Source organism: Streptomyces sp. NPDC032091 (assembly GCF_055580265.1).
Map to the genome: position 1 here is coordinate 117,484 of NZ_JBVILR010000018.1, position 9,573 is coordinate 127,056.

Genomic DNA, 9,573 nt, shown 5'->3' on the forward strand with positions numbered 1-9,573 from the left:
GTCCCGCCCTCCCGCGCGGGGGATCCGAGGCCGGCCCCGGAGACGTGCGTGCATGACGCCCATGACGAGTACGACGCCCCACCGCGCGCGGGCGCGGAGCCGCTCGTGCGGATCCGGGGCCTGCGCAAACGGTTCGGCGGCACCCTCGCCCTGGACGGGGTGGACCTCGACCTGCACGCCGGGAGCGTCCTCGCGCTCCTCGGCCCCAACGGCGCCGGGAAGTCCACCCTCATCAAGGTGCTCGCCGGGGTGCACCGGGCCGACGCGGGCGAGGTGACCGCCGCCGGCCACCCGCTCGGCTCCGCGGCCGCCTCCGCAGCGATGTCCTTCCTCCACCAGGACCCGGGCCTGGTCGACTGGATGACCGTCGCCGAGAACATCGCCCTGGGCACCGGCTACGCGCGCCGCCACGGCCTGATCTCCTGGCGGCGCACCCGGGAGCGGTGCGCCGGGGCGATGGCGGCCGTCGCCGGGCACCTGGACGCCGACGCCCGCGTCGGGGACCTCGCCCCCGCCGAACGCTCCCTGGTGGCCCTCGCCCGGGCCCTCGCCCGGGATACCCGCCTCCTCGTCCTCGACGAGCCCACCGCCACCCTCCCGGCCGCCGACTGCGCCCGGCTCTTCGACGTCCTGCACGCCCTGCGCGACCGGGGCCACGGCATCCTCTACGTCACCCACCGGCTGGACGAGGTGTACCGGGTCGCCGACTCCTTCGCGGTCCTGCGCGACGGCCGCCTGGCCGCCCGGGGACCGCTGGCCGGGTACGATCCCGGCCGCCTGGTGCGGGACATCACGGGCGCCGCCCCCGCCGGGCGCGGGCGGCCGGCCCCCGCGCGGGCCGCGCCCGGGCGCCCTCCCGTCCTGCGCCTCGACGCCGTGACCACGGCCGGCTGCGGCCCGGTCGGCCTGGAGCTGGCGCCCGGGGAGATCCTGGGACTGGTCGGGCTGACGGGCGCCGGCCACGTGCAGCTCGGCCGCGCCCTCGCCGGCGTACTGCCGCTGTCCGGGGGCCGGGTCCTGCTCGACGGACGCCCGTACCGCCCGCGCGGCGCCGCCGGTGCCGTGCGGCGGGGCGTCGGCTTCGTGGCCGCCGACCGTCAGGCGGAGGGCTGCGCCCCCGATCTGACGGTCCGGGAGAACCTGCTGGCCAATCCGCGGGCGGCGGGGGTGCCGGCGTGGCGGCTGCTCGGGACCCGGCGCGAACGGCGCGAGGCGGCCGCGCTGGCCGAACGGTTCTCGGTGCGCCCCCGGGACACCGAGGTCCCGGTCGCCACCCTGTCGGGCGGCAACCAGCAGAAGGTCGTCCTGGCCCGCTGGCTGCGCGGGCACCCGCGGCTGCTGGTCCTGGAGGAGCCGACCGCGAGCGTGGACGTGGGCGCCAAGGCGGCGGTCCACCGGATGCTCGACGGGGCGGCCGCCGGCGGGACGGGCATCCTGCTGGTGTCCACCGACTTCGAGGAGGTCGCGGACCTGTGCCGGCGCGCCCTGGTCTTCGTCCGCGGGTCGGTGGCGGCCGAGCTGTCCGGTGCCCGGCTGACCCCGGCCGGACTCACCCGCACCGCCTCGGCGATGCCCGCCGTCACCGGAACCGCGGGGGCCCCGTGACCCGATGGTCCCCGCGCGGACACCTCGTCGGCGGCTACGGCCTGCCGGCCCTGGCCGTACTGCTGTTCGCGGCGTTCTCCCTCGCCCTCCCGGACACCTTCCCCACCCGCGACAACGTGTCCTCGATCCTGTCCGGCCAGGCGATCCCGGCCCTCCTCGCGCTCGGGGCGACGGTCCCGATCGCCACCGGCAGGTTCGACCTGTCCCTCGGCTACGGGCTGGGCCTGGCCCACGTGATGGTGATGCACCTGGTCGTCGACGCGGGAACGCCCTGGCCGCTCGCCTGCCTGGCCGTGATCGCGGGCGGGGGCCTGGCCGGCGCCGTGAACGGGATCGTCGTCGAGTTCGCCCGCATCGACTCCCTCATCGCCACGCTCGGCACCGGCAGCATCATGTACGCCGTCACCGGGTGGCTCACCGGCGGCGGCCGGATCGTGCCCGGCCCGCAGGGGCTGCCGTCCTCCTTCACCGCCCTCTACGACGCCGGGTTCCTCGGTCTGCCCCTGCCGGCCTTCTACGTCCTCGCCGCCACCGTGGCCCTGTGGGTGGTGCTGGAACGGCTCCCCTTCGGCCGGTACCTGTACGTCACCGGCTCCAACCCCCGCGCGGCGTCCGTCCTCGGCATCCCGACCCGCCGCTACTCGGTGGCCGCGTTCGCCACGTCGGGGCTGTTCACGGGCGTCTGCGGGGTGCTGCTCGCCGCGCAGCAGCAGACCGGGAACCCGAGCGTCGGCCTGGACTACCTGCTGCCCGCCTTCGTCGGCGCCCTGCTGGGCTCCACCACCGTCACGCCCGGCCGCGCCAACGCGCCCGGAACGCTGGTGGCCGTCACCGTGCTGGCCGTCGGGCTCGCCGGGATCGGCCAGCTGGGCGCCGACTTCTGGGCCACCCCGCTGTTCAACGGCGCCACCCTGCTGGCGGCGGTGGGACTGGCCGGCTACGCGGCCCGGCGCCGGCTGCGGGCCCGGGCCACGGCCGGCGGGCCGCCCTCCCCCGCCGCCGGCGGCTCTCCCCGGCCACCCGCGCACCAGCCGCCCGCGCACCCCTGATCAGGAGCACCGTGGACCCGTACCGCAAGCGCCTCCTCGCCGCCGCGGCCCTGTGCGCGGCCCTGTCCCCCCTGACCGCGGGCTGCGCGGGCGGCGGCCCCGCGCGCCCCTCGGCCCCGGCCCCGTCGGCCGGCTGTCCGGCCGCGCTCGCGCAGGCGAGGCAGGCCGTCGGGCGGGCCGAGCGGACCGGCACCGCCTGGAACGGTCCCACCACCGGTCCGGCGGCGGTCCCCGGCAAAACGCTCGTCTACGTCGCCCAGACGATGACCAACCCGGGTGTCGCCGGGGTCGCCGCGGGGGTCCGGGAGGCCGCGGAGGCGATCGGCTGGCAGGTCCGGGTGATCGACGGGGAGGGCACCCCGGCCGGGATCGAGGCCGCGCTCGGCCAGGCGGTCACCCTCAGGCCCGCGGGCATCGTCATCGGCGGCTTCGACCCGCGGCTGACGGCGCAGCAGACGCGGCGCGCACGGTCCCAGGGCACCGTGCTGATCGGGTGGCACGCGGTCGGCTCCCCCGGCCCGAGCGCGGACCCCCCTCTCTTCACCAACATCACCACGAAGGTGGAGGAGGTCGCGGGGATCAGCGCGGACTGGGTCATCGCCCGCTCGGGCGGCTCGGCCGGGGTGGTCCTGTTCACCGACGACTCCATCCCGTTCGCCCGCACCAAGGGGGAGCTGATCCGGCGCCGTCTCGCCGGCTGCGCCGGGACGGCCCTGCTCGCCACCGCGAACATCCCGATCCCCGACGCCGGCCAGCGCACCCCGCAGGAGGTCTCCTCCCTCCTGTCCCGGTTCGGGGACCGCTGGACCGACTCGGTCGCCATCAACGACCTCTACTTCGCCGACGCGGCCCCGGCCCTGCGCGCCGCCGGGCGGCCGGGCGGGGGCCCGCCCTTCAACATCGGCGCGGGCGACGGCGACCCGTCCGCCTTCCAGCGCGTCGACAGCCGCGGCTTCCAGGCGGCGACGGTCCCCGAACCGCTGTCCCAGCAGGGCTGGCAGGCCGTCGACGAGTTCAACCGCGCCTTCGCCGGGCGGCCCCCGAGCGGTTATGTCGCCCCGGTCCACGTGGTGACGGCGGACAACAGCGGCGGGGCCACGTCCTGGGACCCGGAGGGCTACCGGGAGGCGTACCGGGGGATCTGGCACGTGCGTTGACGCCGGGCCTGCCCGAGGGGTCGGTGCGGGGTTGGTTGTCCGGTTATGGGTAGTCTTCCCGGGTCGGTGTATGCGGAGTTCCGTCAGGGCGGGGTGGGATGGTCATGGTTCGTCAGACAGGCGTGCGCGCCGGGGTGGTGGCCGCCGTGCTGCTGCTCGGGGTGAGCGGGTGCGGCGGGCCGGGGGGTGCCGGGGACGGGAAGACCCCGCACGGGCCGGCCAAGAGCGCGGGCACCGCCCCCTCGGCACCGGCCGCTTCCGCCGCCCCGCCGGCCGGTGGCGCGAAGCCGGCGTCCGGGGACGTCCTGCCGGGCATGGTCGATGCCGCCGTGGCGCGCACGCAGCTGGCGGCGCTGACCACGGGCAAACCCGGCACGATGGCCGGCTACAGCCGCGACAAGTTCACGCACTGGGCCGAGCAGGGCGACAAGTGCGACACCCGCGAGGTGGTCCTCCAGCGCGACGGCGGCGACGTCACCCGGGACTCCGAGTGCCGGGCCGTGTCGGGCCATTGGAAGAGCCTGTACGACGGGGTCGTCGTCACCGAGGCGGGGAAGCTGGACATCGACCACATGGTCCCGCTCGCCGAGGCCTGGCGCTCCGGCGCCTCCGGGTGGGACGCCGCGAAGCGCAAGGCCTTCGCCAACGACCTGACCCGGCCGCAGCTGCTGGCGGTCTCGGCCGCCTCCAACCGGTCCAAGGGCGACCAGAGCCCCGACCTGTGGCAGCCGCCGGACAAGTCGAGCTGGTGCCAGTACGGGCGCGCCTGGACCACCGTCAAATCCCATTACGGGCTGACCGTCACCGAAGCCGAGAGGGCCATGCTCACCACCATGATCGACACGTGCGCCGCATGACCGGCCCCCAGCGCTACCAGTGGCAGGACGAGGTCCTCGCCGGCCCCGGCGGGGCCATGACCGACGAGGTCGGGGTCATCACCGGCCCGCTGACGCTGCGCACCACCGGCGGCCCGGACGGGAAGGTCCGCTTCGCGGTGCAGTACACGGACGCGGACGAGTGGTACACCCTCACCGGCAGCCCCGTGGCGCACGGCGACCCGTACGCGCTCCACACCGCGGCCCTCCGCGCGATCCGCGCGGGCGGCGGGGCCGAGGCGCCCGTACCACCCGTCTGAGCAGCGGCGCGGACGGATCGTTGGGCCGGTCGGGTGACGGGCGATAACCCCTGGAGCCGGGCGCAGTTGATCCAGGCGTCCCGCCGGGGACAGCTCATGCGACAGAAGGATCTCCACGATGCTCAAGAAGTTCATGGCCACCGCCGCGGTCACCGCCTCCATCCTGGGCACGGGCGCCCTCGCGGCCTCCCCGGCGATGGCGATCGGCAACGACAACGGCGTCAACACCGTCAACGGCAACGGCGCGCAGCAGATCTACGGCAACCAGGAGACCGCCGGTTCGATGAGCCCGCAGCTCAGCGCCATCCAGGGGTCGCTGAACAAGCTCTGCGTCGGCCTGCCGGCCAAGGTGAACGTCCAGTCCGTGCTGTCCGCCGTCAACATCGGCGTCCAGGACATCCCGATCGCCTCCAACCCGCAGAACCAGCAGTGCGCCGAGAACTCCACCCAGGCCAAGGGCGACGAGACCCTCTCGCACATCGCCTCCAACATCCCGATCCTGTCCGGCAACCTGTCGGCCGGCAGCTGATCCAGCGGTTCCGGAGCGGCGTGACGACACGGTCGTCACGCCGCTCCGGCGTTTCCGCGTACGGGACTTCGAACTTTGGTCCAGACCTTGACAGGTCCAGACCATTTCGGTTCAGTGGCGGTACCCGTCGCCCCCCACCCCGCCCCATGCGACGGACTCCCCCCACCAAAGGAGCAGTTCCGTGATGCGTGCGCTTCGCCGCCGTGCCCTCTCCCTCGCCACGGCCGCGGCCGCGACCCTCGGGCTCGCCGCCGCCCTGCCCGCCTCCCCCGCCGCGGCGGCCCCCGCCTGCGTCGGCGCCTGGAGCTCCTCCGCCGTCTACACGGGCGGCACGAACGCCTCGTACGGCGGCCACAACTGGCAGGCCAAGTGGTGGACCCAGGGCGAGACCCCGGGCACCACCGGCCCGTGGGGCGTCTGGTCGGACCAGGGCGCCTGCGGCGGCGGCCAGGACCCGGACCCGGGGACCGGCAACCCGTCCGGGTTCGTGGTCAGCGAGGCCCAGTTCAACCGGATGTTCCCGGACCGGAACCCCTTCTACACCTACAACGGCCTGGTGGCGGCGCTCTCCGCGTACCCCGCCTTCGCCACCACCGGGGACGACACGGTCAAGCGGCGCGAGGCGGCGGCCTTCCTCGCGAACGTCTCCCACGAGACGGGCGGGCTGGTGTACATCGTCGAGCAGAACACCGCGAACTACCCGCACTACTGCGACGCCTCCCAGCCCTACGGCTGCCCGGCCGGCCAGGCCGCGTACTACGGCCGCGGCCCCATCCAGCTGTCGTGGAACTTCAACTACAAGGCCGCCGGCGACGCCCTGGGCATCGACCTCCTCGCCAACCCCTACCTGGTCGAGCGGGATCCGGCCGTCGCCATGAAGACGGCGCTCTGGTACTGGAACACCCAGAACGGCCCCGGCACGATGACGGCGCACGCGGCGATGGTCAACGGGGCCGGCTTCGGCGAGACGATCCGCTCCATCAACGGTGCCCTGGAGTGCAACGGCGGCAACCCGGCGCAGGTACAGAGCCGGGTGGACAAGTACCGGGCCTTCACCGGGCTGCTCGGCGTCACCCCGGGCGACCGGCTGGGCTGCTGACCCGTCCGGGACGGCGACGTGCGCACCGGCCGCTCAGTGCCCCCGCAGCGCGGTGGCCAGCTGGGCCCGGGAGCGGACGCCGAGCTTCTGGTAGATCCGGGTGAGCCGGGCCTCGACGGTCTTGACGCTGAGGAACAGCTTCGCCGCCGCCTCCTGATTGCTGGCGCCCCCGCCGACCAGCAGGGCCAGCCGGGCCTCGGCGTCGGTCAGCGCCCCGGCCCCCGTGCGCGGGGCGCCGGCCGCGGGGGCGTCCTCCCGGGCCAGGGCCAGCCAGGGCTCGGCACCGGCCCGTTCGAACACCTCGGCGGCCTCGCACAGCGCGGCCCGGGCCGGCGCGCGGCGGCGCCGTCTGCGTTCCACGCGGGCCAGCGCGAGGAGCGTACGGCCCCGTTCCAGGGGCAGGCCGAGGTCCTCGAAGCGCCGGGCGGTGGCCTCCAGCAGGGCCACGGCGGATTCCGGTTCGCCCTGCGCCGACAGGGCGAGCCCCCGGGCCCGGTCCAGGGCGGCGAGGACCGGGGTCCGGCCCAGGGAGCGGGCGACGGGGGTGACGGAGTCGAGGAGCAGGGTGGCGCCGGCCGGGTCGTCGGCGGCCACCAGGGCCTCGGCGAGCTCTCCGTGCCAGCGCAGGACGGAGGGGTCGACCACCTGCTGGGCCTCCTCCAGCGCGGCGACCCGGCGCAGGGTGGCGACGGCCTTCGCGGCCTCGCCGGTGGCCAGTTCGACGGTCCCGAGGGCGTAGAGGCCCCGGGAGAGGAAGACCTGGTCGTGCTCCTCCTCGGAGGCGCGGATGCCCCGGCGGGCGTAGGCGGCGGCCCGGGCGAAGCTGCCGCCCGCGGCCTCGGCGGTGGCGGCGACGTACCAGGCGGGGCCCGGGGACAGACCCGCCTCGATGGTGAGTTCCAGGGCGCGGCGGGCGTGCGCGGCGCCCTCCACGCAGCGGCCGCGGCGCAGTTCGACCTCGGTGAGGCTGCGCAGCACCTCGAAGACGTCCTCGGCGGAGCCGGTGCGCTGGACGGCGGGCAGCAGGACCAGGAGCCGGCCGCGGGCGTCATCGAGGCGGTCGTCGAAGAGGGCGTGGCGGACGGCGAGGTACTGGGGCGCGTTGCGCATGCCGAGGGGGACCTCGGGGGCGGGCAGGGCGAGGGCCTCGGCCAGGATGTCCTCCGCGTCGGGGTCGGCGAGGATGCGGCCCATGCGGGCCCGCACGGTCAGGGCCATGGCCTCGGCCACCTGGTCCCCGCCGGCCTTGGCGAGGGCCCCGGCCTCGGCGGCGGCGTCGCGGGAGCGTACGGGATCGCCGTCGCTGAGGTTGTGCTTCCATGCGATGCGCAGCCGTACGGCGGCCAGGAGGGAGGGGTCGTCGGCGGCGTCGGCCTCGGCGCAGGCGAAGGCGAAGGTCTCGTCGAGGGCGGCCAGGGCCTGCCCGGCGGCATCGATCACGGCGAGCCGGGCCCGTACCCGCTGGGCGGGCGAGGCGTCGCGGACGAGGACGGCCCGGGTGGCCCGGCGGGCGAGGTCGGCCCGGCCGGCCCAGCCGGCGTCCTCGGCGGCGCCGACGAGCCGGTCGAGTTCCTCGGCGGGCCGGGAGGCGGGGGTGCGCTCGGCGGCGAGCAGCCCGAGTTCGGCGGCCAGGGCGCGCTGGCCGCGGCGGCGGCAGGCGTCGGCGGCCCGGGTGATCCCGTCGGCGAGTTCCGCGTCGGGGGCGTCGACGGCCAGCGCCCGATGGCGTACGGCCTGGACGGGGTCGTCGACGGCGGCGGCGAGCGCGGCGTGTCCGGCGGAGCGCTCGGGCCAGCCGGCGTCGGCGGCGAGGACGGTGGGCAGGGCGCCGGCGGTGAAGGCGACGGCGCCGTCCTCGCCGACGGTGACCAGGGCGGCCCGTTCGGCCTCGTCGAGTTCCGCTTCGGCGTCGGGGCGGCCGGCGCGGCGCAGCAGGGCCGTGGTGGGGCGGGTGGCGAGGGCCGCGAGCAGGAGGGTGGGGCGGGTCCGGGCGGGGGCTTCGGCGAGGAGCCGGCGGGCGACCTCGCGGGCCTGGCCGACGATGGGGAGGGGGTCGGCGTGGTGGGCGCAGCCGCCCTGGCTCCCGGCGGCCTCGGCGAGGGAGTGGCCGAGGGCGAGGGCGAGGCGGGGGTTGCCGCCGCTCGCCTGGTGGATGCGGCCGGCGAGGCGGGCGGGCAGGCCGTGGCGCAGGAGGAGTTCGGCGACCTCGTCGGCGCCGAGCGCGGGGACGCGGACGGCGGGGGTGCCGGGTCCGCAGAGGGCTTCGGCGACGGGGGCGACGCCCTGGCCGCGTTCGGCGACGAGGACCCGTACGCGGGGCGGGGTCAGGCGCAGGGCGAAGCGGAGCAGGTCGGCGCTCTCGGCGTCGAGCCACTGGGCGTTGTCGAGGAGGAGCAGGACGGGGCCGGGGGCGGCCAGGGTGCGCAGCACCTCGACGACGGCCAGGCGCAGTGCGACGTGGTCGCGTCCGGCGCGGGGTGCGTCGGCCTCGCGGCGCAGCAGGGCGATGGCCTCGCGCTGGGGCCCGGCGAGGAGGTCGAGGGCGCGGCGGGGGACGGAGGCGAGCAGGGCGGCGGCCGAGGCCTCGGGTATGTGCCGGTCGGCGGCTTCGGGGGCGAGCCGCAGGACGGTCTCGCGGCGGGCGGCGGCGGCGGCCGCGACGGCGTGGGCGACCTCGCTCTTGCCCGCTCCGGCGGGGCCGGTGAGGATGGCGCGGCCGCGCGTGCCCAGCGCGCGGCCGACGGCCTCGATGAGTACGCCGTGTCCGACGTTGGTGTCAGCCTTCGCCGTCGCCGCCACGCACAGCCACCAGCCTTTCGCTCCCCGGTCCGTGCCTTCCTGTGAGACGCGACAATACGAGGTCAGCCCCCCGGCGGACCCGGATTGTGACGCAGAATTCAGTCGGGCGACAGGAATGTCCCGGGGGGAAGGGGGGGGGGGGGGGGGGGGGGGGGGGGGGGGGGGGGGGGGGGGGGGGGGGGTTTTTTCCCCCCCACTAT

General features: G+C 76.4%; 8 protein-coding genes. 7 read left to right on the forward strand and 1 reads right to left on the reverse strand.

The genetic code is table 11. From position 1 onward, the window contains the following. The first annotated feature begins 48 nt into the window (after window positions 1–48). From ACZ5NJ_RS26560 to ACZ5NJ_RS26590, 7 genes are all read left to right on the forward strand, one after another. Window positions 49–1,605: a sugar ABC transporter ATP-binding protein gene (locus tag ACZ5NJ_RS26560; protein WP_468767800.1), complete on the forward strand. Its 1,557-nt coding sequence runs from the start codon at window positions 49–51 to the stop codon at window positions 1,603–1,605. Further along, a complete protein-coding gene (locus ACZ5NJ_RS26565) occupies window positions 1,602–2,654 on the forward strand; it encodes an ABC transporter permease (protein ID WP_468767802.1) in 1,053 nt (350 codons plus the stop codon). Before ACZ5NJ_RS26560 ends, ACZ5NJ_RS26565 begins: the two co-directional genes overlap by 4 nt. An 11-nt stretch (window positions 2,655–2,665) precedes the next feature. After that, the gene (locus ACZ5NJ_RS26570) at window positions 2,666–3,811 is read left to right on the forward strand and encodes a substrate-binding domain-containing protein (protein ID WP_468767804.1); all 1,146 of its coding nucleotides are present in this window, start codon (window positions 2,666–2,668) and stop codon (window positions 3,809–3,811) included. 104 nt (window positions 3,812–3,915) lie between these two features. Next, complete coding sequence (locus ACZ5NJ_RS26575; RefSeq protein WP_468767805.1) at window positions 3,916–4,668, forward strand: HNH endonuclease family protein; 753 nt, start codon at window positions 3,916–3,918, stop codon at window positions 4,666–4,668. Beyond that, window positions 4,665–4,946 (forward strand): hypothetical protein, encoded by a 282-nt coding sequence (locus ACZ5NJ_RS26580; protein ID WP_468767898.1) that lies wholly within the window; start codon window positions 4,665–4,667, stop codon window positions 4,944–4,946. Before ACZ5NJ_RS26575 ends, ACZ5NJ_RS26580 begins: the two co-directional genes overlap by 4 nt. A gap of 118 nt (window positions 4,947–5,064) precedes the next feature. After that, complete coding sequence (locus tag ACZ5NJ_RS26585) at window positions 5,065–5,475, forward strand: rodlin (protein ID WP_468767807.1); 411 nt, start codon at window positions 5,065–5,067, stop codon at window positions 5,473–5,475. Between the two features lie 184 nt (window positions 5,476–5,659). After that, window positions 5,660–6,574: a glycoside hydrolase family 19 protein gene (locus ACZ5NJ_RS26590; RefSeq protein ID WP_468767809.1), complete on the forward strand. Its 915-nt coding sequence runs from the start codon at window positions 5,660–5,662 to the stop codon at window positions 6,572–6,574. A 33-nt stretch (window positions 6,575–6,607) separates the two neighbouring features. Here ACZ5NJ_RS26590 and ACZ5NJ_RS26595 read toward each other — a convergent pair whose 3' ends face one another. Then, entirely contained in the window at window positions 6,608–9,373 is a 2,766-nt protein-coding gene (locus ACZ5NJ_RS26595) for a helix-turn-helix transcriptional regulator (protein WP_468767810.1), read from the reverse strand. Window positions 9,374–9,573: the final 200 nt, after the last annotated feature.